18 protein-coding genes are annotated in these 25,565 nt (G+C 47.5%); 3 read left to right on the top strand and 15 right to left on the bottom strand.

The features are described 5' to 3' along the window. Window positions 1–11 precede the first annotated feature (11 nt). From BC351_RS40780 to BC351_RS40765, 3 genes are all read right to left on the bottom strand, one after another. A complete protein-coding gene (locus tag BC351_RS40780) occupies window positions 12–1,706 on the bottom strand; it encodes a sensor histidine kinase (protein ID WP_079421409.1) in 1,695 nt (564 codons plus the stop codon). Window positions 1,707–2,345: 639 nt separating this feature from the next. After that, window positions 2,346–3,353, bottom strand: coding sequence for a zinc-dependent alcohol dehydrogenase (locus BC351_RS40770; RefSeq protein WP_079421407.1), 1,008 nt, complete (start codon window positions 3,351–3,353; stop codon window positions 2,346–2,348). A gap of 317 nt (window positions 3,354–3,670) precedes the next feature. Then, a complete protein-coding gene (locus tag BC351_RS40765; protein ID WP_079421406.1) occupies window positions 3,671–4,114 on the bottom strand; it encodes a cell wall hydrolase in 444 nt (147 codons plus the stop codon). 260 nt (window positions 4,115–4,374) lie between these two features. On the opposite strand from BC351_RS40765, the gene BC351_RS40760 reads away from it, so the two are divergent. After that, a complete protein-coding gene (locus BC351_RS40760) occupies window positions 4,375–4,779 on the top strand; it encodes a VOC family protein (RefSeq protein ID WP_079421405.1) in 405 nt (134 codons plus the stop codon). A gap of 85 nt (window positions 4,780–4,864) precedes the next feature. On the opposite strand, the gene BC351_RS43760 is transcribed toward BC351_RS40760, so the two are convergent. From BC351_RS43760 to BC351_RS40710, 11 genes are all read right to left on the bottom strand, one after another. Then, the gene (locus BC351_RS43760; protein WP_279628418.1) at window positions 4,865–4,960 is read right to left on the bottom strand and encodes a DUF6022 family protein; all 96 of its coding nucleotides are present in this window, start codon (window positions 4,958–4,960) and stop codon (window positions 4,865–4,867) included. Window positions 4,961–5,024: 64 nt separating this feature from the next. Then, a complete protein-coding gene (locus BC351_RS40755; RefSeq protein ID WP_079421404.1) occupies window positions 5,025–5,378 on the bottom strand; it encodes a hypothetical protein in 354 nt (117 codons plus the stop codon). A 64-nt stretch (window positions 5,379–5,442) separates the two neighbouring features. Continuing rightward, complete coding sequence (locus BC351_RS40750; RefSeq protein WP_079421403.1) at window positions 5,443–5,670, bottom strand: hypothetical protein; 228 nt, start codon at window positions 5,668–5,670, stop codon at window positions 5,443–5,445. A gap of 27 nt (window positions 5,671–5,697) precedes the next feature. Then, window positions 5,698–8,181 (bottom strand): hypothetical protein, encoded by a 2,484-nt coding sequence (locus tag BC351_RS40745; protein ID WP_079421402.1) that lies wholly within the window; start codon window positions 8,179–8,181, stop codon window positions 5,698–5,700. Window positions 8,182–8,197: 16 nt separating this feature from the next. Further along, entirely contained in the window at window positions 8,198–9,640 is a 1,443-nt protein-coding gene (locus tag BC351_RS40740; protein WP_079421401.1) for an L-fucose/L-arabinose isomerase family protein, read from the bottom strand. 161 nt (window positions 9,641–9,801) lie between these two features. Continuing rightward, window positions 9,802–14,013 carry an OmpL47-type beta-barrel domain-containing protein gene (locus BC351_RS40735; RefSeq protein ID WP_079421400.1) on the bottom strand — a complete coding sequence of 1,404 codons (4,212 nt, stop codon included), beginning with the start codon at window positions 14,011–14,013 and terminating at the stop codon, window positions 9,802–9,804. 69 nt (window positions 14,014–14,082) lie between these two features. Continuing rightward, the gene (locus tag BC351_RS40730) at window positions 14,083–14,967 is read right to left on the bottom strand and encodes a carbohydrate ABC transporter permease (RefSeq protein WP_079421399.1); all 885 of its coding nucleotides are present in this window, start codon (window positions 14,965–14,967) and stop codon (window positions 14,083–14,085) included. Between the two features lie 14 nt (window positions 14,968–14,981). Continuing rightward, window positions 14,982–15,839: an ABC transporter permease gene (locus tag BC351_RS40725; RefSeq protein ID WP_208629929.1), complete on the bottom strand. Its 858-nt coding sequence runs from the start codon at window positions 15,837–15,839 to the stop codon at window positions 14,982–14,984. Window positions 15,840–15,952: 113 nt separating this feature from the next. Beyond that, window positions 15,953–17,650 carry a type 2 periplasmic-binding domain-containing protein gene (locus tag BC351_RS40720; protein WP_079421397.1) on the bottom strand — a complete coding sequence of 566 codons (1,698 nt, stop codon included), beginning with the start codon at window positions 17,648–17,650 and terminating at the stop codon, window positions 15,953–15,955. A 179-nt stretch (window positions 17,651–17,829) separates the two neighbouring features. Next, window positions 17,830–19,497 (bottom strand): response regulator transcription factor, encoded by a 1,668-nt coding sequence (locus tag BC351_RS40715; RefSeq protein ID WP_079421396.1) that lies wholly within the window; start codon window positions 19,495–19,497, stop codon window positions 17,830–17,832. A 3-nt stretch (window positions 19,498–19,500) separates the two neighbouring features. Further along, window positions 19,501–21,384 carry a histidine kinase gene (locus BC351_RS40710; RefSeq protein ID WP_158082398.1) on the bottom strand — a complete coding sequence of 628 codons (1,884 nt, stop codon included), beginning with the start codon at window positions 21,382–21,384 and terminating at the stop codon, window positions 19,501–19,503. Window positions 21,385–21,499: 115 nt separating this feature from the next. On the opposite strand from BC351_RS40710, the gene BC351_RS40705 reads away from it, so the two are divergent. Both BC351_RS40705 and BC351_RS40700 read left to right on the top strand, forming a co-directional pair. Continuing rightward, window positions 21,500–22,288 carry an AraC family transcriptional regulator gene (locus tag BC351_RS40705; protein ID WP_079421394.1) on the top strand — a complete coding sequence of 263 codons (789 nt, stop codon included), beginning with the start codon at window positions 21,500–21,502 and terminating at the stop codon, window positions 22,286–22,288. 146 nt (window positions 22,289–22,434) lie between these two features. Further along, entirely contained in the window at window positions 22,435–23,532 is a 1,098-nt protein-coding gene (locus tag BC351_RS40700; RefSeq protein ID WP_079421393.1) for an SGNH/GDSL hydrolase family protein, read from the top strand. A gap of 193 nt (window positions 23,533–23,725) precedes the next feature. On the opposite strand, the gene BC351_RS40695 is transcribed toward BC351_RS40700, so the two are convergent. Further along, window positions 23,726–25,474 (bottom strand): sugar-binding protein, encoded by a 1,749-nt coding sequence (locus tag BC351_RS40695; RefSeq protein ID WP_244209361.1) that lies wholly within the window; start codon window positions 25,472–25,474, stop codon window positions 23,726–23,728. Window positions 25,475–25,565: the final 91 nt, after the last annotated feature.

Here is a 25,565-nt window from a genome sequence, read left to right as displayed (position 1 = left end):
AGTATCCCTCCTCAATTCTCATTTTTAAGAACGAATGGGAGCCTCACCGCTACCCTTGCACCCCCATCCGGATGATTGGATATTGTCAGTTGAGCCCTACTTTGGTAGATCAACCGTAATCGACGTCTGGAATTCCATATGCCAATATACCCGTTGTTCTCATCCGCCAAGTCAACTTCAGATTGCCACTTCACCAACGCCTCTTCTGAGAATCCTCTCCCGGTGTCTTGGATTACGATGCATAGATAAGGCTCCTGCTCCCCGCAAAGCTCCATGTCCACGGTTAACCGAATCGGTTCCTCCATCGTAATGGCATGTTTAATCGTGTTCTCTACGAAAGTTTGTATGATCAGCGGAGGAATCAATGCCTGAGAAAGCGAATCGTCACCGTTAATCTGATAAGTAAACCCATCCTGAAACCTCATTGCCTGGATCTGCAAGTAGTTGCGGGTGTGAGCGATTTCATCTTCCAATTTGACGAACTCCAGGTTGTTCTGAAACATGAATCTCATATAGTTGATTAAGTACTCTGACATATCCTGTATTAATTGATAGTTTTGAAATTGGGCAAGGTTATAAATTGTATTCAGTGCGTTCAGAAAAAAGTGCGGATTGATTTGCAGTTGCAAATATTTAAGCTCCGCTTTCTGAATAAACAGCTGCTCTTCATAGACGGTAATTTTTAATGCTTTGATCTCCGAAACCATGCTGTTAAACACATCATTCATCAGTTCAAACTCAAAGGAAACAGGATATTGCTTGACCCGTTGGTCCAGATTGCCGTCGCGCACTCGTCTCATTACCTCTACGATCCGGTTAATGGGGAGTAAGATAATATGCCGCAGGAAGATATAAAAAATCGGCAAAATGATCAGGGCTCCTAAGATCACTAGATACCAAAGGCGCTGAAGAAAAGGGAGATGTTCCAAGATGACGCTATAAGGGATCAAGAACAACAGGGAGAAATTACCTTGCTTGGAATGTGTACTGACTTCTAAGTAGTCATTCTTGTTAGCTATGGCAGCATTGTCACTCATCGGTTTGAGATTTTCTGTGACAAGCAAAGATTTCCCTTCAGGCCCCATATCCAGCAAGCCAAAAGGAATCATCAACTTCGATGCTTTCACCCATGCGCCGACATACACATCCCCAATTTTTTGTATTTTAACGATATAGTATTCTTCGTTAATTTGGTACGGAAACCATTTGGCGAAGTCCTGCTTCTGGAAATCTTCCCTTTCCCGAAGCATCCGAATTATCCCTGACTGAATCGTTTTCAGTTGTTCCATCGTCGCGTCGGACGGCTGATTCGTGATAAGTTCTTTATTAACCGATGAATAAATGAATAGATAATCCATCTCTTTGTAAGTATGGATATCTCTTTCCAATTTATTGAATAGATTGATCTTCGCCAAGAAATAATCGTCGCTATTCACTTTTGCAGATATATCCAACTTAATTAAATCGTTCTCAAAAGCGACCATCGTTCGTAAATACTTATCGATCTCCTCCAAATTCCGGTCAATTTGATCCATGTATAACGCTACCAAATGGCGATTGGAATTGGCTACTTGCTCGCGAACAACTTTCATCCCGTAGTAATTATCGAAAATAAGCAGAAGCTGCAGAGGAATGACAAGCAGAAGAAAGCCCACGATCAGCTTGAATCGAATGGACTTATTCGAGAGTCTATGTATGAATGTCATGATTCATTAACCTCCTAAGGCAAAGCGCCCATATTCCAGAATTCGGAATATATTCGATACAAGCGTCTGTTTACCTTCCAAGAGATTAATAAAATACAATGAAAGGTCTGCACATCTTTGACGGAATTATAACTCTAATTAACGTAAGAGGTTGTCCCTTAAGCCAGATTTAGTAGGTAAGCGTCGATAGATGACGGGGCTTCCAGATCAGATCAGATCAGATCAGATCAGACCAGACTAGACCACCCAAGCGTAAAAGCCTGCAAAATTACAGGAATTTCCGGGCAAATTGGGTTAAAAAGTGGAAATGCCTGCAATTGTGCAGGCATTTTTAACTTTTTCAGCTGATCATCCAAAAAAAGCCTCAAAAACCTGCACAAACGCAGGAATTTAATAGCTGAGGCTATTCCAAGAGCAAAAAAGATGTATAATTGCAGGTTTAGAGAAAGCAACTGGAGCAAAGACACTTATGGGGCAGCCCCTTAGCGGTACACTTGCCCGCCTGAGACTTCGTTCCAGATAGGATGACCTGAAGAGCTGCGCAGCATGAGAAAGATATTCAGGCAAGTGACGGCGCTGCATGATCGCTCCGCAGCCAATGAGTCCTACTTTCAACACTTTCTTCATCGCGCGCTCCCCTCAGCTTTCTTCCCCAAGTCGAGTCCAATCAAAAAGCACACCCATCGCTGAGCTTCGATTGTGAATGAGTAAATCGTACGCCTGAGGTGCATCCCATGGTGAGAAGAGGTGTGTCATTAACGGTGTGACATCCATTCTTCCTTGCATGAGATAGGTTAAAAACAGATCCGCCATCTCCGGATGGTGCCATCCTTTATAATTCATTTGCGCATGAATGCCTAAGATGGAGATGGAGTTAGAAACAACATTACGCCCCATTCCCTGTGCGGATGGCGTAGCCGTATCTCCCAACAAAATGACGCGCCCCAGAGGTTTAACCAACTGCGTAGCTTGTGCTAATACAGCTGGATGCCCGGTAATGTCAAACACAACATCCAGCATCTTGCCCTTGGTCTGCTCTGCGATTTGCGCCTTCGCCGTACCCGCATCCATCGCCAGCCGGTGAATGCCCGGCTTATCCTGCACAAGCTGGACGCGGCTCTGCGCAGGGTCCATGGCGTAGATTTCTTTGGTGCCAGACAGATGCAGATATTGCGTCACCAGTTGCCCAAGAAGCCCGAGCCCGATCACGCCAACCGTTTCCCCGAGAAACAGCTCCGCTCTCCTCACGCCAAGCTGTGTCGTTTTGGACAGATTGATCCACACGCCTTGTTCCGGGCTGATCTCCTTTGGCAGAAGTACAGCATGAGCTGCCTCGGCTTTGAAGAATTGCGTGTGAGCATTCTCCACAAAGACGCGGTCACCTTTTTGAATGTGCTGAACGGCCGCCCCCACTTCCATCACTTCAGCAACCATGGAATAGCCGGGATGGAACGGATACTGCACCCAGCTTGACCAATTAGTATCAGAATCAAAGACGCCTCTCAAGCACTGAAGCTCTGTCCCTGTGCTGATTAAAGAACGAATCGCGGCGCATAAAATCTCTGTCTCGCCAAGCGCCGCGTCAAAGGTTATCTTGCTGACCTCCACCTTTTGCTTTTCTGAAAAAATAATACTGACAGTTTCCATCGACTTACCTCCTTAGGTGGGAATGACTTCCCTTGAGATAAGTGTAGATGCGACTGCTACTAGAAAACAGAACAATCGTTTGTTGAAGTTTAACACTTTTACAGGTCATATCCTTGAGTTATCCGCTTGAAAATGTCGGGAGAAATGTAAAGCCATAGAGCATGCAGCGCGAACGATCGTCTTCCTCATGCTCGGCAGCTAACCCGACAACAACTTTATTCCACTAAACCCAAAAAAGCCGCGATTTACGCGGCACTTAATGAGATAAAATTGTGACAAGTCAAGTTAGAGATCCTGAGCTCATCACGTGAATAAAATCAAAAAGTATTATATACATTTTCACATTCTTTCGCGGTCGGTTCATAAAAACAGTGCTTCTTCCAACGTCCTGCAAGCGGCTGATTATACCAAGTTGATGGACATGGTCCGGGATTATCAAACGTTCCTGGACGGAAATACCATAGGGAGAATTTCCCTGGCCAATCCCGCTCCCCATTCACAGTCCGTTGGGCCAGACGGCGTTCCCTCTCTCTTGCGTTTTGATAGTACGTACCATGTTGCAATGCTTCGAACGCATGCGGCTGGTTAATCATTTGGGGAATTGTGCGGATTCCTTTAAAATCGGAGCAATTCGCTCTTATTCGGTTAATGCCAACATTTCCAACAAGGAGCATACCCTTTTCACCTTCGGTCTCAGCTTCAGCTCGAAGCAACCTTGCCAACATATCAATATCCTGTTTCCTGGCTTTTACGACTGCCATTGACTCACCTCTTTAGATTTCTATACACATCATATTGTAGGTGGGGCGGATGTGTTACTCTGGCAAATATATTCTTGAACAACTGAATTCGGGAGGAAGCCCCAAAAATATAAAACCGCTACTGACACACTGTTGTCAGTAGCGGTTTTATATAATCGGGATAAATAATCGTAAAGGAGTGGAAGATAAGTGCAAAGGATTTTGACTCAAAAGGATATGATACGGTATTGTATCATTTATTATAGGAAGGATGGTATCTCGTGAATTTTGCTTCTGTACGCATCATTACAGACGACGTGGATCGTCTCGTTCAGTTCTATGAGAAAGTCATGGGTGTTTCGGCGGAACGCCCCGCGCCGGTCTTTGCCGAGCTCGTTGTGCCATCGTGCACTCTCGCGATCGGCCACTCCCAGACGGTGCAACTGTTCGGCGTTGGTTCCGCAGAGGCGGCCAGCAATCGCACTGTTATCATCGAGTTCCGCGTCCACGATGTGGATGCCGAATATGAGCGCTTAAAGCCGTTTATCGACGAGTGGGTAAAGGAACCAACCACGATGCCGTGGGGGAACCGTGCTGTGCTGTTTCGTGATCCCGACGGCAACCTGGTTAACCTCTTCACGCCGGTAACCGAGGAAGCGATCAAACGGTTCAGCGGTAGGCGTTGACGGACAGTTGAAGTGAGTGAGGATAAAAAGAGACCAATAGAAAGAGACCATAGCAACGAGCTATGGTCTCTTCATTTTATCTAGGTTATTCATTATTAAATGACCGTACCGAAGGTATGTCGAATTTCAGATGGGAGTGTGGAATTTCCGTGTGCATGGTGCCGATCGGATTGCCTTTCAAGGGAGTTTCGGAAAATCAAGCAGTGCAGCCTAAGTCCCAAATGTGAAATTACCAGAAGTCATACTCATGCGATTCTTGTTAATTCACTGTTAATTACCCGATGTGCGGCGACATAACGATCTTTCGGACTAATCCCAAACGAGGCAAATTGCACCTTCAATTGATTGGTAATGAATTGGACTTCATACTGCTTGGCATTTCCCACAAAAAGGCTATTGTATGTGGATGCATTCGGTTTCACTATAAACGCAACATTATGAATCAATTTCTTCTTTCCGTTTAATGCATACACTTTGATTCTTACTTTGGCATTCTTATGTTGATGCTGGTTTAGCGAGTTCACAACAATATCTTTGGATACAGTCTTGTCTTTCTCCGTTAGGTTATTCAGAGGTCCCGTCGTATATTTACGAATCATACATATTCCCCTCTCATCAATAAGATATTACGAAAATGTCATGTCACTGTAATATCTTATTCATTCAAGGGTTTATCTGATTGGACGAAGCCATCTTCTTTAATCTCCAAAACCAGAGATCCAGCCAATTTTTGATAACAGGCTCATTGGCACCATCATCCGAGTACTCGCCAACCTGGTCCAGAATACATACGTTATCTCCCTTTTGTTTATCTATCATATTGATTTGCTTATTCTCTAGCAACCACTCCGGTTTAATGTTAATAACGACAACGCCATCCGGCTTAGCCACAGATTGTGCGAATTAATGTAAACAATCTTACCACGAAACATGAATCGTTCCCGTTATGCCGACAAGTAGCAGCCGATTGTCTTCCTGCAAACCGCTCCAATCCAAAATGCTGCTATCTCCTCGCTTGATTTCAATAGCTCCCGATTCTAGCATCTCTAAAGGCGGATAAATGGTCACTTCTGCGTCCAGCAAATTACTGATACTGAACGTGCGGACCATTCGCTTCATCTTCGACGGAGTTGGCTGGTTCTCGCGGCACGATACCCGGCTGCGTTCCCGTTGGTTCACGAAAACGCGGCACTCATCTCGAAAGGTTCGGTCTAGCGAATACAGCCCCGCTTCACCGTCGCCAAGAACGACCGTTTGGCCTGGGAACAGCGGTACGCCATCAGGGAACCGCAACTTAAGCTGTACCGACGAATCCTGCTTGCAGCCGGTCATGATGAAACCATTCTGATGCCGCGAAACGAATAGAAGGGCAGATTGGGATTCCGAATCTTGCTTTACTTGCTGCAGCGAAAGGCCGAAGTCCTGAAGCATATACCTTAGTAAAATGGACGTATCCATCCATTCGCTATCCTGCCCAACTGGCAGATGGGTGACGCCTGCCTTAACGAAAGGCAGCGAACCTCGTACCCAGCCAATGCGCCCGCCTTTCCATTCAGGCAGCGAACGAGAAAGGGCGAAGATCCGTTCTTCACCATCCTGTGCAGCGACTGCACCGATCCGTGTCCCGGCTTCTTCTTTATTGCGCAGTGCAACACCCAGTGTGCCGTCACCGATGTCGGCGCGATGCCGCAGCTTGCGTTCACCTCTATCACCGTAAACCTGATCTTCCTCGAATGAAAGCTCGAGGGCCAAATCCCCCTCTAGTCCGCCTCCTTCGGCAGTTTGCAAATTTAACAGCTCCAGCAGCCCAGGCTGCCGCACATCACCGTACAGCAGCACCTTGCCGCCACCTTGGACGATGTCTGCCAGCTCGGCGATCCGTTCGTCGTCCAGCCACATTGACGATACGAACAGTATCGTTCCGTTGAGCTTACGCCGAGCTTCGGCTGACATCGCACGGAACGTGTCTGTGCCGAGTACTGTGTTGACTGGGAAGCCGTGATTGATTGCGCAGCGCACGAACCAATCATGGAAAAACACGCGGCCTGAAGCTTCGTTGTCTCCTTGCACCGTCTCATGAAGCTCACGGAACGGATACAGCCAAGTGACGAGCCCCGGTTCATCGGGTGCTTCGCGGAACGCTTTTTGGATATGGGGAATCACCTCGGCAGGTCCGTCCCCCCACAACTCACCCTTCTCCGTATCAATCGTCAGAATTTCTACGATACCAGGCATCTGGAGCGCTCCGCCCACATTGACGCGCGCGACCGACAACGGACCGTAAATGTCGTGCGGCTCACGATCATAGTAGTCCCACCACGGATTTTGCCAAAACCAGGGATCATTCACATAAAAACGATAAGGATACGTTTCCCCCGGCAGCTCGGCAATTCTGGACATGTATCCTGTCAGCTCCAACCCAAAATCGTAATTAAGCGCTCCCCAAGGGGAGTTCGGCGGCGGGAAGTCGAGGTACTTCTTCTCATATAGCTCAAGCAATGGAATGTAATCTTTGGCAAGGTCCATACCGGTCCCGTAATTGGTTCCTCGCACCTCTGTCCTCACACCCGGACATTCCCGCTTGAACAGGTCCCAGAATGACATGATTTTGGAGGAAACCTCGCTATAGTCAGCTAATGGCAGATCTGTCCCATTATAATTAGCACCTAAGTAAGTCCATGGGAAATAGGACAAGGCGAAGCCATTCGAGAACCAGATATAATCGAAGCCGATCGCGGGAAGAAAACTTGCGCATTGGCGCCCAAGGAACTCCCCGAACGGAGTGCCCTCTGGAATACCGCCGGGATAAGCTGCATAAGCCGAACTATCCGCATTCAACTTGGACCAGGAACAGACGACGGTATAATCCGCCTTCAGAGATACGTATGTACCGCCAAGCTCCGCGCGATTGATTTCCGGATGATCCTTATACTTGAAATCGGAGTAAGCAAACTCCGGGCCCGCATCGAAAGGAATGCCTACCTCTAGGTGAACGCCGAACTGCTCCTCCGCAATTCGTTTGAAGGAATCGACAACTCGGCGCAAATCACCATAGGTGAATCGAACTGGATTCTCTGTATACAGACGGGCAATATGAGGATCGCTCTTGTCCTGAACATGACTGAACATCTCTTCGTTTGCAAAACCGATATACCGAGCCCACTCGAATTCGTCTTCATACTGATCGTTCCAGGTCAAAATCTCACTGCCGTCCGATACCCACAGCAGAAGCGAAGCCGATTCAGCCATGCCGATAAGCGGCTGCCATTGCCGTAGTGCTTCCATGCAGACTTCCTCAATCGCAGACTGTTCGAGACTCTTGAACGGCTTAAGACTCATTTCCAGCGTAGCCCGTTTCAACTGCTTGCCACTGCCACTTGTCTTTTGTGTCACCTTATTCATGCGAGTTCACTCTCCCTTAAACGATTTGCAGTTCGATGCCCAGCACTTTGGCAACGTTGCGGATTTTCGGGGCGACATGCCCGACGCCCAGCGCGAAATGGTGAGTCGGGCCAGCCGAGCACCATTTTTCAACGAACTCGGCAACCGAGCAACCGAAGCTGCAGCGCGTGTTCGTGTTGCCGGTTTGGGGAATTTCACCCTTGATCGACTCGCCTTCTGTAGCGATCATCTTGAATTTGCCGTCTGCCGTTTGTGAGATCCCTAGCAAGGTAACCGGACCTGACTTGATGCTGAACTCAACACCGATGCCAGAGCCGCGCTTGCCGTGGAACAAATCCAGCCCACGAATAATCGGTCGGCCATCGCTGATTTTAATGTTATGCGGTCCATCATGACCCACCAGCACGATGTCGTCTACGAAGTCGCATGGATGAAGCTCCGCGAACGAGCCTCCTGCGTCGAGCCTGTCCATAATTAGCATCGCTGCGCATGTCTTGAGATCCGCTTCGCCCGCAAGCGGAATCCCTTTGCCTGTAAGTAGTGAATTGCCGAGCACCAAATTCGAACCGATCCGCTCGTATTCATTACCATCCACACCTCGGTAATAATACGCAAGTCCAGTTAAACCATTCTCCGCCACGAGTTTGTCGAGCCCCACAGCAACCTTTGCCGACCACTCCAAGTCTTCTTGCTTTATTGGTCTCGTTACAGGATCAATAAACGGATCGGCGATCGTAAATACACTCTTGATCTCGTCGATTTTGTCCGCAGTTTCGGCAGCGCTTACACCGTTCACCAGCTTAGCCAAATCGCACATTTCCAGCATCTGCACATGGGAGCCGAATGCGGCGGTGAATGCCGTCGGGTCCGAATTCATGTCGTACATTCCTTCGTAAGTGTGACCCAAGTAGCCAATTCGTGCATGCTTGAAAGCACGACGCGCGTTCGCGACCTGACACCATGACCTCAGCTCGTTCGCAGCCCGCGGATCGTCATGCAGCGTACCAACGATCATGCCGGCGGCAGGTTTTCCCGCACGGATCAACACCCCGCCGATTTCCGGAAGCGAACAAATATTATCGTTGGCAAGCTGCATGTACGTTGTCGTGTTGCGGTAGTCAAGCCGTTGTCTTGGCTGAAGCGCAACCAGAACAGTTGGCACGCCAACGTTCAGAATGGCGGTAGCTGCCGATGATGAGGTTACATATGTGCTCAAAAAACAAAACAGAAAATCGATATCTTGACGTTTCAGATACGAAGCCGCCGCGAATGATTTGTCGACATTGTCTACAAAGCCAGCGGAAATGACCTCGACCTCATTCGCCGCCAACATCGCTTCGAATTCCTTACCGTAGCCGATCAGTTCTTCCCGAAGCCCGGGAAATTGCTCCCAATAGGGCTCATGCCCTACCGTTATTACGCCTACGCGCGCTGATGCACGTTTGAATGATACACTCATTTTCAGTTCTCCCTCCGTTGTTAAAGAATACATTAATAGATTAATAAATATGAGGTTTCCAAACAATGAACGGTGCAATAATAATTAGTAAAATTCTACGAATCCTTGGCATATGAAAAACAACCAACCTATCTCTAGGCTGGTTGTTTGGTGTTCCCCCTTTACCCCGCGTCAATTTGAAAACTGAGCGTCTTGCTTACTTCAACATTTCCGACGCCATCCTTTGACCGATAACTAACCACATACTGGCCAGGATATGCAAACGTGATCGGTCCCATATAAGGCTGCCAGGTCGTCCCGTTATCCAGACTATACGCTGTCGCAGCTACACCCGTCTTGACATCCGTTGCAGTCAGGGTGACGGTAACTGGACTGACATACGCCCCATTCGATCCGTCCGGCTGATCCGGCGATAAGGATGCCGTTGTCTCCGGCGCTTGCTGATCCCATTCAATTTTGCCGAAGAGACTTGTATCCTTTGCATTGCCAATCCCGCTTGCCCACTCTAACCAGCCGAGTCGTCCAGCGCCATCATTATCATTCACGAGGAGCGAGATATACATTGGTTTCGTTACATCTGCAATATAAGGATATAGTTCAGACCATGCGACATGAATCTTATAGGTTCTCTTTCCGCTTTGCGTACTATCGACAAGCAAGCTGCCGTTCTGTACGAGTTGACCTGCCGGTGTCCAGTTTGACGGCAAATCCCCGCCAATATACGGAGAAGAACCCTTATACAACTTAGGACCGCCTGCGGTGAGTGCTGCCTGAAACTCCACTTGAGCTCCAGCTAAACCTATACCTGACGTATCCAAGGCGAATTGGACACTGTCACCCATCCAATAATTCCCAACCGACTCATTTTGCACAAACGTTGGATCCGACACGTCGATGACCAGATCGAGTCCGTCATTCGCAGCGCCAACCGCAGCTCGAGCAGCAAACCCGGAAGGTTGCGAAGAATTAATAGTAACGAAATTCCAATTCTGATCGATCCAATGAATATCCGTGCTCAATTCACCCGTCGTACGGTTGAATAACATCCCTGCTTTCCCTGAATCAGAGGCTGTCACATTTTGTCTGGCTTTCTCGTAATCCGACAAAAGTACATTCATGGTAGGTGTCAAACCGGCAAGATAGGTCGCGTTTACATGGCTGATAAAGTACATCTTCTGAGGCTTTAACTGCATGTTGGACAAGGAAGACTCTGTTCCCCCCGTCCAATCGCGTACAACGGTTCCACTCGTGAAAGCTCCAGAAAGAGCAGAAGCAATCGGAGCAGTATTCGCATCCTCAGACCATACAACGAGAAGAGGCGCCCCGTCACTTTCAAAATACACGGCTTTCTGGTTTCCGCTAAAGGAGTATTCCCCTTTGTACACAACATTCTTCCCTAACGTCTCTATAAATCGATGCATGACGACGGATTCCAGCCTTGGCTCGATTTGCGGTGTTTTTCTGAACAATCCGGCCGCCTGCGTGAACCAGCCCTCTGCATGAGCGAAAGGAATGGCCTCACGTTCTGTTAAATTCAGCATATCGAAGTAGGCAATCTGCTGAACGCCATGCTTCATTTGGAACATGTAATCAAGCAGCATCGTTCTTGCAATCTCAGGATCAGAAGGAAGAACCTTTAAGTCGGAAGCATTTAAGAGCCCTGCATGGCTTTCCGAAGTCACCCATGGTTTCGACGCTACGCCATACATTTGATCATACTTTGCATAATCTCTTGGATCCGGAAACTTGCCATGCAGCGATAGCTTATCGAAATATTGGTCTCCACCGAGACGCAGCAGCTCATTGTAAAATGGCAAATAGCGGAAGCCACCCATGCCGCCAATCCAAATTTCCGAGTCGGGCTGGATACTTTTAATCGTCTCATAGCCCGTCTTTAACAGTTCAACGAATTTCTCCGGCGTATCATTCCAGAAAATGCTTCCCCCTTTGAGATGGGGTTCATTCCATATCTCCCATTTCTTAATCCGATCTCCATAGCGTGTCACGAGTGCCTGCAGAAAAACAGCAAAATCGTTCATATCCACGGGGGCGTAAGATGCATACCCTGGAACAGCAATATAGATCGTTGTATCTTCCGGATGCGGAGAAGCCCATTGCGGCGTGAATACAATATTGCCGATCATTTCCATGCCATAGCTTTGCAGCTTATTAATGTGCTCATCAAATGCCGTCCAGTTGAATGTACCGCGACTTGGCTCCAGCGCTAAACTGGCATCACCAAATTGCGTCCCCCATGGAACCGTGTGAATTCTCGCAAAATCAAAACCTACCATATCCGCGAGTTGCATGGATTTATCTCCATCAAGACCGTAACTAAAGCCAAACAATGGATTTCGATCCGCCTTGCTTTTGGATTGGCTTTCAACGACGGCTACCGCGTATCGATCACGAACAAATTCGGCCGGCGTTCTTTTCGGGTTAGATAAGATGCGATAAGATTGCTGAAGCGGTAATGAGCCGGGAACCCCTTTTTTGGTGTAGTCGAAAGCGACTTCATAATAGCCTTCGCGATCCGGTGTCCAAGCCCAACCAGCCGTTAGTAACGTTTGACGATCCACCGTTATTTGCGTAACAGCCTGATTATCCGAATCGTATACCGTACCGGTTACTGTTTGTACGGCAGCTGGCAGTTGTCCTTCAACTCCCTTAAACACAACGTTCTGGCCAAGCTTCCACCAGTTAGCGAACGTATTCGCCTGAAGCGGAAAGGATTCAACAGCTTCCATTGTGGCGTCGTCATAGTAAATCGTTCCTTGATTACTGACACCGCTCACTTTGGATGTAGCCAAATTCAACTGAATTTGATTCGTGCCTGCCGGAAACTGACTATTATTAATCGTAAACGCAATGTCAGTCCAATCATTGCTGCTCAAATTAGGAGGGTTAGCCGCAGCCGTTCCCAAGAATGCCCCATCTTTAAAATAGCTAATGAACACCCACGGCCCATTGCCAGCGTAATCGACCGATTTTTTGGCTTTTACGGACGTTTTGATCGTTTGTATGCCGCTGTCAATCGGTATAATCTTGGAAGACCAACCCGCTCCGCCCATACCCGTGGCGTTAATATAGAGGCCGTTGGCGCCACTGAATTTGGTTGCGGTCGTTATCCCCATATCCACGTTCTGCGCTCCACTCCACAAAGAAGAACTCCAGTTGAGAGGCACCAGCTTCGAATTGCTCAGCTTCGTTTCTTCAAATCCCGGATTCACTAAATCATAATACCGAGAAGTGAGCACACTAACTTCATTACTTGGAGCTGAAAGATTACCCGAACCATCTCTAGCTCTGACTGTAAAGGTATATCCACTATAGGACTCAAGACCGTTCACTGTATACGTAACCCCAGTAACCGTCGCTACTTGAATCGAATCTTGAAAAATGTCGTAGCCCGTCACACCGCCATTGTCTGTCGATGCATCCCATGATAGCGTGACACTTTTCATCTTAATGGCGGAGCCGGTTAGATTAGCTGGTATTGTAGGCGCTTCCATATCATTGGTGACGAAGGCATTGCTGGCTGCCGATTCGTTCCCGGAGGCATCGAATGCTTTCACTGTAAAAATATCACTGCTATTGGAATTCAGTCCACTTGCGGTAAAGGCAAGCCCTGTCACAGTGCCCACTAACGTCGTTCCTTTGTAAATATGGTAACCGGCCACAGCAATATTGTCGGTAGAGGCATTCCAAGCCAAATCAACGCTTTCAAGGGTTTGACCTGTTGCATGGAGATTCGTTGGCGTAGTGGGCGCTTGCGTATCTGGCAGCACTTCCATTGTTACATCATCATAATAGATTGTACCTTGGTAAAGTGCGCCACCAGCTAACGTAGCAAGATTCAACCAGATCATATTCGTTCCAACCGGAAACTGGTTGCTAGTAATCGTCAAGGTTATTTCAGTCCATGCACTGCTACTTACGCTGACAGCCGGCGCACTTGTAGTACCAAGAAAAGTCCCATTATTTCCATAACTGATGAATACCCAAGGACTGTTTCCGGTATAATCACTTGACTTTCTTACCTTTACTGTACTCTTGATGGCAGGCATACTACTGTCAATTGCAATGGATTTAGAGACCCAACCGGCGGCACCGGAATCCGCTGCACGGATATAAAGAGATTTGGTACCGCTGCTGTAGACATCTGTCGTGACACTACTGTCGACAGCAACTGTTCTCGACCATAGGGCAGACGTCCAATTCACGGGCATTAGCTTTGATTGACTTGTCGTTGTTTCTTCAAATCCAGGATTGAGTATGTTGATCATGGCAGCTGCTTGCGCATGCGCTGACACGGTGGGAATAAACGTGATCATCAGGGTGCAAATCATCAGCCAGATCACCGTTTTCTTCATTCATTAATCCCTCCTTTATAAGCTTGTGATGTTGGTTGACTAACATTTCTACTGTCTGTAGTCTATGGCCTACTCCTTCACACTACCCAACACAATCCCTTTCGTGAAATACCGTTGAAGAAATGGATAGACAATCAAGATTGGCAACGCCCCAAGAAAGATTTGCGCTGCGCGGGCCGTTCTATCGGAAACGAGCGCGATCACCTCCAGATCGATATTACTCTTAACCAAGGTATCGAGCCCGACCACCACCGTGTATAAATAACTTTGCAAAGGATAGTGTGTCGGCGAATTCATGAAAAGGATGCCGTCAAACCAAGCATTCCAATGCGAGACAATGGCAAATAGCGTAAGCGTCGCTAAAGAAGGCGTCGAGAGCGGTACATAAATACGCCACAGAATGCGCCAATGTCCGGCGCCGTCCATCAAAGCGGCTTCCTCCAATTCCTTGGGCAAACTGCGGAAGAAATTGAGCAGAATTACAACGTTGAATACCGAAACAGCGTTATGTAGTACGAGTGCCCAGACAGAGTCAAGCAGCCCAAGCGAGCGTATCGTCATATAGAGCGGAATAATGCCACCGCTGAACAGCATGGTAAAAACGAATAGCCAGACGTAAACCGTTCGCCCTTTCAGCGCAGCCCCTTCTTTCGAGAGCGGATACGCGACCATGATCGTCAATACCATATTCAGCGTCACGCCGAGTGCCACCCTCTGAAGGGTGACGATTAAAGATTTCAGAAATTCCGGTTTACTTAAAATAAAATCGTATGATTTCCAGGTGAAATCAACCGGCCAAAATCTTACTTCGCCTGCTGCGACGGCGTTATTCGAACTGAGCGACAACGAAAGCAGATGGATCAGCGGCAAGATACATAAGATGGATAAGCCCAAAAGAACCGTGTAGTTCGAGATAACGAACACTTTTCGCGGCCAGGATGTAGAATCGAGCATCACGAGTCCTCCTTTTAAAAGATACGGTAGTTTGCAAATCGGTAGGCTAAGAAGTACGAAGTAGAGATGAGGATCAACGATACGAGTGACTTGAATAGCCCCACTGCCGTTGCGACGCCGTACTGCGCATCAATCATCCCGATGCGATATACAAAGGTGTCGATGATATCCCCACTCTGGTAAACGATAGGGCTGTATAAATTAAATACTTGCTCGAAGCCGGCATTAAGTACGTTGCCAATGCTGAGCGTAGCTAACAACACGATGATCGGCGCCATGCCGGGCAATGTAATGTGAAGTGTTTGCTTCCAGCGGCCTGCCCCATCAACCCTTGCGGCTTCGTACAAAGCCGGATTGATCCCGAGGATAGCAGCTAAATAGACAATCGTGGAGAAACCAAATTCTTTCCACTCATTGGAGATGACCAGCGTGAACGGAAACCAACGGTTGTCGCCAAGGAAAAAAATAGGTTCAATTCCGAGACCCTGAAGCCCCGCGTTCACGATCCCCGTTTTCGGTGAGAGCACATCGAGTAGAATGCCGCTCAGGATGACCCATGATAAGAAATGCGGCAAATAAATGAGCGTTTGCATGAACCGTTTCATTGCTTCTTTGCGGATTTCATTCAGTAAGAGTGCTACGACGATCGGTATGACGAGTCCGGCGAGAATTTTCATAATGGCGATATAGACCGTATTCCAAAGCACCTGATAAAAATCCGGAAGCTCCATGACATAGCGGAAATTGTCCAGTCCAATCCATTTCGAATGAAATAACCCTTTTGTCGGAATAAACTTTTGAAACGCAATGGCCGCTCCTGCCATTGGGTAGTAACTAAATATCAAGATAGCTGCCAGGCCCGGAATCAACATGGCATGCAGGGGGATCTGGATTCTCCACGTTCTGCTCTTCAATCTGTCATCCCTCCGTATTTTGTAATAAAGACGCAAAGGGACAGAGCTTGAGCTCCGCCCCCAGTTGTTTCCTATTTGTTCTTGTTGTACCAATCGTTCACTTCTTTCTCGATCGTTTCGCCGCCCAGCTTCTTAAACTCGTCTGCGAATTTGTCAAAATCATCGATGGGCGCGTCGCCCATAATGATTTTCGTATACGTCTCGTATACCTTTTTCTTCAGTGTAGGCAGCTTCTCCGACATCGCAGGGGTAGCGGAACCAAGGAACAGATTATATTGACCAATTTTAGCTTGGTCGTACTTATTGATCACGCTGTAGGTACCATCGGCACCCATGACCATATTCGAAAACCACATGGTATCGTCACCAGCTTTAAACTTTGACATGCGATCGTAGTGAATGTTCGCTGGAAAATCGAGCTTACTTCCGTCGCCTTTCTTGAGGGCTTCCTGTACTTTGCGGAACGCATCGAGATTCGTATTAAGCGGATCGATCACGACTGGTGCGTACTTACCCGGGAATATCCCCGTTTTGCTGTCTGAAACGAACGGATTCGGATTAGGCGCATAGGACGTTTCGTAAAAACGATTCAAATAAATATTAGCCAGCTGGATGACGGCCTCCGGATGCTTCGAGCCTTTCTTCACCACATAGAACGTGTTGGCCGTATCCCAAAGCTGAGGATTGGCGGGCTTCGCATCAATGGAGAAGAGTGGATACACTTTCCACTGCGCCTTCGGATCCTTCGTATGGTTTTCTTTTTGAATAAATCCTCCGTCAGCGACAGTTCCAAATGCAAGCCCTACACGTCCCGCTGCCACATCCTCTTGAATTTTCGACGTCGGTTTTACCCCGAACTCCTTGTCAAGCACGCCGTCCTTATAAAGCTCCTGCAGCTTTTTAAGAGGTTCCTTCATCTCTTTCTGAACGCTGCTGTATACGAGCTTGCCTGCCGAGTCCTTGACGAAAATATCTACGTAGGCATGATATCCGTTAAAGAATCCATTTAGTGAGCCGTGACCTCCATCCATGAAGTCCTTGTTCAGCGCAAGACCGATTGTGTCTGCCTTGCCGTTGCCATCTGGATCCTGTTTAGCAAATGCCGTTGCTGTTTTGAACAGATCATCCATTGTTTTCGGCTCTGGTAAGTTCAACTTTTGCAACCAATCGGTTCTTACATAGAGCATCGGCGCTGTACTGATACCACCGTTGGCATATGTCTTGGGAATGCCGAGAAGTTTGCCGCCGATCGTTGCAGCTTTGAACCCTACGCCTGCATCCTGATTTAACACGTTCTTTAAATATGGTGATGCCGCTTGTTCCCATACTTTCGTGAGATCCTCCAGCATGTCAGCATCAGCGAGCCGTTTCATCTCTTCCTTGTTGACCTCCAGGAAGTCGGGGATATCCCCAGATGCAACCGAGACGTTCAGCTTCTGATGATATTGCGAAGCATCGACTGACCATACGTTTTTCACTTTTATTCCGTATTCGTTTTCAAAAATTTTCGTCCAAATGTTGCTGTCAATCGAATCACCTTCTGCGTATTTAAACGTTGCGTCGACAGAGCGAACTGTGGAAACCTCGATTGACGGACTGTATTTGCTTAGCGGCTGAGCGCTTGTCGCCGGCGAAGACAACGGACTTGTCGATGCACTGCTCGTTGCAGCAGGCTGATCTTCTGACTTGCTGCAGGCGCTTGCGACGAGCGATAAGGCGAGGAACGCCCCCAGTGAAGCAGCTCCAACCTTTTTATTTCCGATGTTCATTTCCGTTTCCCCCTATTTGGAAAATCGTTTCTATTCGGTACAACTTTATTATAAAATCAAATGAGCCGTCTTCGAAACGGGACATTTTTGCGGCAATTGACTTTTTTTAACTAGTTTCTTGAAGCTTCTCAGAGAAATCATGAAAAAAGGCGGCCAAGAATTTGGTCGCCAATAACCGACTATTTAACTGTGGATTCGCGGTATTCCTGTGGAGTTACCCCCGTCTCCTTCTTGAAGAGTCTTGTGAAATAAGCCGCAGAATCTAGTCCGACAAGTGCAGCAATATCTTGAATTTTGTGATCACTTGTCCTAAGCAGCTGCTTACTTCTGTTCATCCTAACTTCCGTCACATATTCAAGTAATCCTTGTCCCGTTGTCTGCTTATACATGCGCGACAAATAAGGAGAACTCAGATGGACTAGCTCGGAAATCTTCGTCAACGATAGTTCCTCATTCAGGAATTCGTTGACATATTGCCTTATACGTCCAATTAAGTCAGTCGTCCGCTCAGCCTGCTTCCGTCCATTATATTCCGCCAGTGAGTCGGCTATTGCAGCCAGATGCCGTACGGTCAAACTTAGATCAGCTTGCACAGGCAGCTGAATCAACGCTTCTAGACTAAAAGCCGCGCCAATCAGCGAAGCTAAACGCCGCTTATTTATGTAAGTAATAAAAAAGGCCGTCATTGTGGTGATTAACTCCAGTTTAAGCAATTCGCCTTCTTGACCGTCCGGCAGAACAGACCCCTTTACCGCGAGTTCGGCAAACAAGTTGCGACAAGCTTCCCTCTCGCCATTGTCAAGATAGGTTTCGAGCAAGTCGAGATTACGAAGGTACGCCCGCATGTCGTTTTCCGCGAAGAAGTCTCGACTTGACCTTTGCTCTTCCCCTGCGGCATCGGAAAGTTCCCTCATCAAAACTTCCGAATCATGATAAGCTCCGCCAGCCAGCTGAATTTTGAGCATATCAATACGGGGGGACAAGTCTTCCCACATGTATGGTGTAGAAGCAAGTATGAGTGAAATGGGGACTTTAAGTAAGCTTTTTGTGGCATTTTGAATAATCTCTGCGTTACCCGCAAGCAATTTGTATGCCTGTTCATCAGCAACCGTCCGTTCTTCTACTGCACGGCATTGAACAAGCCATACAAATCTGCCACGGTCATAAGGGAAAGCTGCAAAGTTCAGCGATTCTTTCAAATATTCTTCCGCTATATTTTGGATAGAGTAATACAAAAGTGCTTTATCACCCGGCAGGACGAAGGAGCCCCACTCGTCGATACGCCCCAAGGCAATCTGCACCGGCCGCCTAGCGTCCAGCCCAATCTCAAGCTCATCGAATCGCCGTATGCGTGCATCGAGCGAATCCACTTCCCCTTGTGCGAGCTGCAGCAAATAATCACGCTGCAGCGACGGCACAGCTAGATGCAGTTGTTCGCGAGATCTCTTTAATATTTCTTCACTGTCAATCTCCCTTGCGATATCGTCAAGTGCCTTTCGAATCGCACTTATGATCGCTTCGTCCCCCTCCGTCTTGAGTACATAGTCGATGCCTCCCTTGCGGATAGCTGACTGGGCATAACCGAAATCATCATATCCGGTTAAGAAAATGACGCGACAGCGAGGCCACCTTTCACGTGCAAGGTCCGCCAGTTCCATCCCACTCATGCCGGGCATTCGAATATCTGTAAGCAGTAAGTCGATTTTCCCCTCCTCAAACTTATGAAGAGCTTCCCTTCCGGAATATGCCTTTATCATCTCGGCATCCAACCAATCCAGCTCCATCAAGGCATCCGCCAAATATTTGACGGCAAAAGGTTCATCATCTACAATCATTAACCTAATCACTCGTTAACCCTCCCTTTCTTTTGGAATTGATGCGGGAAGCGGAATCACAATCGACACACTAAGCCCTCCACTTGGTCTCGATGCAATGCGAACACCCGCTAGGTCACCGTATTTTAGCCGGAGCCTTCGGTGAACATTCAGCACGCCTGTGATTTCAGTTGGTTGCTCTTTGCCATTCAGCCAACCTTGCCAATGTTCGAGTTCATCTGCCATCATCCCTTTTCCGTTGTCCTCCACGCTAACGAATAATAGTACGCTACCGCTATCGTGAGTGACGGTCGTGAACCGAATTTTCACATGCCGATTCTCATGTTCGAATTCAAAGCCGTGTTGGTAGGCATTCTCGACAAGCGGCTGCAGAATGAGGCGGGGAACCATGAAGGTCTTGAACACTTCTTCCAGTTGATCGATCGAGAATGTAATATGCCCGGAGAACCGAATCGTTTGAATTTCACAGAGTGCACGAACATGCTGCAGTTCCAGCTCCAGCGGTACCTCTTCCACTCCATTTCGCGTGACATATTGGAAATAATCGCCCAAATATTTGGAAAATCGGGTTGAATTATCGAAGTCGTTCGCCTTCGTCATCCGGTAGAGCAAGTAGAAACTGTTATATAAAAAATGCGGATTAATCTGCGATTGGAGCTGCTTTAGCTCCGATTGCTGTACGCGGATTTTTTGTTCATAAACTTCAAACACAAGCTTATTGAGATGGGTCACCATATAATTGAATTGTTCGTATAAATCATGAAATTCATCGCTGCTTTTATAAGCCAGTGCGACCTGTAGATCACCGGATTCCACCTTTCGGAAAGCGCGAATAAGCTTTTGGAGCGGTCTGTGGATCAACCGATACATATATAGCGAAAAGAGCACAACAACCACAATTGCGACGAGCGTAATCAGCCACATGTATAACCGATATCTGTCAAGCGCTCCCATAACAGCGTTTTCAGGAACAAAAGCAAGCAGCGTTACCCCGAGTGCAGGCGAATAAGCCGAAACCGTTAAGAATTGCTGCTTCTCGATGGAAACAGTCCTCATTTCAGCTGGCGAATCCGTCGTTCCGGCTTTCTCCAATTGTAAGGATTGCTCGCGCAGCGGACTGCTGATGGAAGCATACGCTTCTTCGTTGCTCGTACTCACGATCTCCCAATCCGGGTGGATAACCGCAGCTCCTCCAAGCTTACTATCTGACATTTGGGACAAATATTGTTTGATCTTCGGAATAGACAGCTCTAGCTCCAATACGAACATCGGGTCGCGTCCCTCTGCTGCTTGCGTCGTAGGGTAATACTCCCGCAGCAGCACCTTTTCCCCATCATGATAAAAGAGTCCGCGGTGCGGAACCGCAGCGTCTTTCTTCAACTGCGACAACTTATCCTGAAGCAAATTGCCGGACAGTTCGTCCGTCGAAATGGTCCTGCCGATTGGCGGTATATAGGCGCTTGCCCTAGCCACGTAAAGGCTCGACTGTTTCATCACATTCAATCTGGCCTGAAACCGCTTAATAGAGGCAAGCTTCTGATAGTCCGTTAAGCTTTCGCTTGTAATACTGAGCGATTCCAAATCTTCGTCGTTCACGTACTCACGCTGCAGGCGCAGCAATCGATCGACTTCATTTTCTAGCGACGTTCGATAGAAGAGAAGCTGGAACTGGAGCGATTTGAAAATTTCTTTGCGTACGAGTGTAGATCCCCAATCGTTAATCTGCGTACCTACGACATACATGGGCGAGATGACGATCAAAAACGTTACAATTAATTTACTCAGAATCGAGAACCTTCTATTTCCCCATCCGTTTCGCACAGATTCACCGCATCTTTCTTTTCTTTTTATTATATAGGAGACTAGGTCTATCGAATACTGTTGGATTCCTTTCAGCATAATCATATCCACTCCAATCTGGCTAGGAAAATGACAATGATTATTGGAGGCAGGCTACGATTTTGTTATAATCAGCTAGACTTCCAATGATAGAGCATGTAAGGAGGATTGCACGATGATTCATCCGATCGCCATTTACTTCGAGCATTGTGAACCGGACTGGCATGTCCCTCTCGCGGCTGCCAATAATCATATATTAATTTTGATGACTGGCGGTGAGATTACGTATTCCGTTGGCGACCAATCGTTTACCTTGAAAAAAGGTGATCTTCTGTTCGTACCGGAAGGACACATTCGAAGCGCGCTCAACCATTCCAAGCGAGTCCACGACATGTATGTCGCGCATTTCCGCTATGCGGGAACCGGGGACGGCTTGCCGCTGCTTGCCGAACCCGCTTGTCGGCTCACAAGACCGCACAACTTCGATTACATCAAGCAGCGTTTCTCTTCGCTCACCCAGTACTGGCTTCAAAAATCGACCTACACGCAAACGCTTTGCCACAGCGTACTTCTTGAAATCATTGCGATTATAAACGAAGAAGCCAATACAGGAGCGATATCGCACCCGAAAGCTCATGGGATTACCATGCAGCTGAAGGACTATATTTTGCATCATTACCGCGGGCAGATCGATATGAAAGAAATGGCGAATTATATCGGTCGAACGCCGAACTATATCAGCTCCGTCTTCCGCGAAACAACTGGTCAAACGATCACAGAATATATCCAACAAATACGAATCGCTGCCGCATGCGATCTCTTGACCGGCTCGCAGATGAGCATCGGAGAAATCTCTGATTTCCTCGGATTTTGTGAGCAGTCCTACTTTAATAAAGTATTCAAGAAAGTCACAGGTACGATGCCCTCCGCCTACGTAAAAGAGCGTTTGAAGGTGTGGCAGTAAGCCCACGCAGTTCATAATCCAAATTTTCAAAAATCGTAGAATTACTCCAAAAAGCATCCCAGCGTTCATTGTTTCTACTACTTTTTTTTCCTACAATGAGAAGTATTCAGATCGACAACCTTCCCATTGACTGGAGGAATCATCAAATGGAAACAACCGCTAATTCTAATCAAAACCTTGACGTGAACCTGCAGCCGGATGCCCCCCGCTCTGACCAGTGGGAATGGCATTCGCCGCTTGCCGCCCCTTTCCGCATAACCGGGCTGCCATGGCTTGAGCAGGATGGACTTTATCGAAGATTACCGCTGCATCCTAGCCACCCTATTCGATCCGAAGTGGATCGTCTTGCCAATTTCACAACCGGCGTTCAAGTTCGATTTCAAACGGACTCCCCGAAACTTGCAGTTAGAATCGCACTGGCGGACAAAGCCACGATGTATCAGATGCCCGCTACGGCGCAATGCGGCGTAGATTGTTATATCGGCTCGGCAGGGGAGCAGCAATATATAAACACCACACGCTTCGAGCTTGCGCAAGCTGAATATGAGAGCGTTCTCTTCGAAGCTTTTTCGATGGAAATGCGGGAAGTTACACTCAACCTCCCCCTCTATCAAGGTGTCAAGGAGCTTTGGATCGGAACTGCGCCTCATTCTTCGGTAGCTGAATTCCAAGGATTCTCCTCCGATAAAAAGGTACTTCTTTACGGTACTTCCATCACCCACGGCGCTTGTGCATCCCGTCCCGGTATGGCTTATCCGAATCAATTAAGTCGAATGTTTCCACTTGAGTTTGTAAGTCTCGGTTTCTCAGGAAACGCACAAGGGGAGCCCGAGTTGGCTTATCTTATCCGTCAAATCAACGATCCTGCGATGCTTGTACTCGACTATGAAGGGAATACGCCAAGCACAGACCATCTGGCACAATCCTTGCCGACCTTCATTCGGATCTATCGCGAAGTTCATCCGAACATCCCCATTCTCGTAATCTCCCAAATCCGTTTTGCCAAGGAAGCCTTCGACGACGAGCTGCGTCAGCGCCGGGAAGCACGAAAAGCACTTCAACGTGGAATCGTAGAGCGCCTGATTCAAGAGGGAGATGCCCCTATTTACTTCTGTGACGGTTCGGAGCTGTTAGGTCCGGACTATCAAGAATGTACGACCGACGGGATCCATCCTTCGGATTTGGGCTATAAGCATATGGCAGAAAGACTTAGGCCCGTTTTTATGCAGCTTTTGCAAATATAAGATGTAAACATCCAATTAGAAAACTCCGCGTTCACTCCAAAAACATTTAAGCGCGATGCTTACGCCCCCTTGCTCCGATATTGTAGGAACACGTTAGCCAACATGAAATGCTTCATTTCATGTTTAAACCAAAAAAAAGCAACCCAAGCTGCAAGCGCTGGGATTGCTTTTTTTGGGAGCAGAATCGCTCAGATTAATCTGCTTGCCACGCCCGATCATCGCCCGTCAGAACAGCAGCAGTCGTCCCCACAGAGACTTCTCCTTCAACGAATCGGATAACCCCAAAGCCAGAAGTGTCCACCCAACCCATGTCCGTCAAATTGTTCCATATTGCCACACTGTTTCTTGTTCCAATGCCAGGATCATCATTAACCTGAACATCGAATCCCATAACATGACCTGCCTTAGGGGTAATCGTATTCCATCTGATTGCAGCTTCCACCCGATATCCAAGGATGTTATGGTCTTCTCCATATACCGTCTTAGTAACAGATCGCAGCTGATCTCTAAGGAATGTCCCTCTAGAGCTGATTTGATTTAAGTAATTGAAGCGAATTTGCGCATCATCGTTCTCGTACAAACTGCTTTTGTGATTATTCTCATCAATAAATAATTCTACAGAATCCTGCAAATGGGCTTGGGCATTCGTTGCGCTTAATAGCGGGTCATCCACTTCAACCAATACGTATAAATACTGATCATCCCACAGGGTGCGGAACTTCCCTTTAGCCCCTTGAGCTGGTGAAGTTGCTAAGTAGCGATCCGTGCTATTCATACTGCTCTCATTCCAGATAGTGTCTACCTCCCCGTCGATGACAGGTGTACCTTTCTTTGCTTCCGTATACAAAGAAGCCTGGGTAAATTTCAACAAACCGACATTGGCCATCGTGACAGCTTGCTGGCCCGTTATGTCATTCCAATGGATGGTTTCCGTGCCATTGGTAACGCTAACATCAAATCCGATATTTTTCCCTACAGCAGGCAAGGTGGTATCCAATGGCAATCGGAATATGCCTTTATAGCCGCCTGCTTCCTCCTGCATATAGCTGCCTTCGCTTCCTTGTGACTGCAGCCTGCTGTACGTATAAGCATGATCATCCTGATCATATGCCGGCGTTCTGCGGTTGTTTCCATCGACGAATAACTTTATGGCATCCATGGCGTCTACAGTGCCATCTTTCACTTCTACTTTGACATACAGCGAGTTGTCATGCCATAGCGTCTTGAATGAAGCGGTTGTGTACGTGCTTCCAGTAACGGATACTGGCGTCATATAATCCCACACAGGGTTCTCTAGTCCGGCAGCATCGATCGTCAAAGCCCCGCTTTGCTCGGAATGTATCGTTTGAATGCGTACTGGAAGCTTACTTGGGTCTACCAACGCCCAATACGCCGACTTTGCTTTTAAAGATTCATCGAAGAGAAGCGGGAGATCTTTTCTGCTTACTGGCGTGCTGTCTAGCCAAGTGCGATCATCAGCTAATCCCCAAAAAGTAACACCTGTAATATGCGCTTTATATTTGTTGAAAACTTCGAACATATCTTTGTATTGATACGCTTGCTGAACCAACAGAGCGTCCACAATCTGCTTATCGGTAATGGCATCATACTTTTCAGTGGCATTTTTGTAGATGGACATATCCATCTCTGTAATCTGAATATCCAGGCCAAGTGCTGCTAGCTTCGCCAGGGTACGATCTACCGTATCCTTATCCGGAATATAAATCGTATTGTGCGTTTGCACGCCGATTCCATGAATAGGAACTCCCTTTGCTATCAGGTTCTGAATCATACTAATGGTGAAATCAAGCTTGGCAGGTGATTCAAATAAGCCAAAATCATTGTAAAACAGCTTGGCGTCCGGGTCTGCTTCATGTGCATACTGGAACGCTTTCTCAATAAACTGCGGCATCGCCGCAAATGGACACGACCACCAGAACACAAAAAGCAAAGGAGCAAGCAGCTTGCGGCTGCCCGACTCCTTTGCTCGCTTTTAAAATTCATTTTTCATGAAAATGAGCCATATCCCTTGC

Origin of the sequence: Paenibacillus ferrarius, assembly GCF_002027705.1 — a bacterium.
Classification (GTDB): Bacteria; Bacillota; Bacilli; order Paenibacillales; family NBRC-103111; genus Paenibacillus_E; species Paenibacillus_E ferrarius.
Note: the sequence above shows the minus strand (reverse complement) of the source record. Positions and strands in the feature narration are given on the sequence as shown.

Excerpts from the sequence above, each read along its gene's own strand:
- BC351_RS40780 (WP_079421409.1), bottom strand. The coding sequence starts at position 1,706 with ATGACATTCATACATAGACTCTCGAATAAGTCCATTCGATTCAAGCTG.
- BC351_RS40770 (WP_079421407.1), bottom strand. The coding sequence starts at position 3,353 with ATGGAAACTGTCAGTATTATTTTTTCAGAAAAGCAAAAGGTGGAGGTC.
- BC351_RS40765 (WP_079421406.1), bottom strand. The coding sequence starts at position 4,114 with ATGGCAGTCGTAAAAGCCAGGAAACAGGATATTGATATGTTGGCAAGG.
- BC351_RS40755 (WP_079421404.1), bottom strand. The coding sequence starts at position 5,378 with ATGATTCGTAAATATACGACGGGACCTCTGAATAACCTAACGGAGAAA.
- BC351_RS40745 (WP_079421402.1), bottom strand. The coding sequence starts at position 8,181 with ATGAATAAGGTGACACAAAAGACAAGTGGCAGTGGCAAGCAGTTGAAA.
- BC351_RS40740 (WP_079421401.1), bottom strand. The coding sequence starts at position 9,640 with ATGAGTGTATCATTCAAACGTGCATCAGCGCGCGTAGGCGTAATAACG.
- BC351_RS40735 (WP_079421400.1), bottom strand. The coding sequence starts at position 14,013 with ATGAAGAAAACGGTGATCTGGCTGATGATTTGCACCCTGATGATCACG.
- BC351_RS40730 (WP_079421399.1), bottom strand. The coding sequence starts at position 14,967 with ATGCTCGATTCTACATCCTGGCCGCGAAAAGTGTTCGTTATCTCGAAC.
- BC351_RS40725 (WP_208629929.1), bottom strand. The coding sequence starts at position 15,839 with ATGTTGATTCCGGGCCTGGCAGCTATCTTGATATTTAGTTACTACCCA.
- BC351_RS40720 (WP_079421397.1), bottom strand. The coding sequence starts at position 17,650 with ATGAACATCGGAAATAAAAAGGTTGGAGCTGCTTCACTGGGGGCGTTC.
- BC351_RS40710 (WP_158082398.1), bottom strand. The coding sequence starts at position 21,384 with ATGCTGAAAGGAATCCAACAGTATTCGATAGACCTAGTCTCCTATATA.
- BC351_RS40705 (WP_079421394.1), top strand. The coding sequence starts at position 21,500 with ATGATTCATCCGATCGCCATTTACTTCGAGCATTGTGAACCGGACTGG.
- BC351_RS40700 (WP_079421393.1), top strand. The coding sequence starts at position 22,435 with ATGGAAACAACCGCTAATTCTAATCAAAACCTTGACGTGAACCTGCAG.